We start from the raw sequence: 490 nt of genomic DNA, 5'->3' as shown, positions 1-490 counted from the left end.
TCGCCGGCGCCGGCCCAGGTTACCGGCTGCGTTTCCGCCGGATCGGACACCTGCCCGAAGGCGGCACGGCTCGCCTCTACATCGAACGGGGCAAAATCATAGGGCCCGGCGAGGCCGACGAAACCGCGGACTACCGACCGCGTCTGTCCCAGCCAGCGCGGATCGACCGCCAGCATCGCCGCGATATACGCGCCCGCCGAATGGCCCATCAGCACGACCGACCGGCGATCGCCGCAATAGGTGCCGGCATTCGCGTTCGCCCAGCGCACGGCCGCGGCACCGTCTTCGATGAAGGCCGGATAACGGACGTCGGGCACCAGCCGGTAATCGGGGACGACGGTCACGAACCCCTGCGCCGCCAGCGCGCGGCCGACAAACGCATAGCCCGCCCGCGTCCCGCTGTTCCAGCTGCCGCCATAGAAGAACACCACGACCGGTCGCGGCTGCCCGCAAGCGCCGCGCGGAGCATAGACGTCCAGGCGCTGGCGTG

1 protein-coding gene is annotated in these 490 nt (G+C 70.4%); it reads right to left on the bottom strand.

Annotated elements, in window-relative coordinates; genetic code table 11:
- On the bottom strand, positions 1-490 hold a 490-nt coding region (locus AAIO73_RS20195), incomplete at both ends, for an alpha/beta hydrolase (RefSeq protein ID WP_345880590.1).

The organism is Sphingomonas epibiotica (genome assembly GCF_039615155.1).
Classification (GTDB): domain Bacteria; phylum Pseudomonadota; class Alphaproteobacteria; order Sphingomonadales; family Sphingomonadaceae; genus Sphingomonas.
The sequence above is the reverse complement of the archived record's forward strand: the minus strand, read 5'-3'. Positions and strand labels throughout refer to the sequence as shown.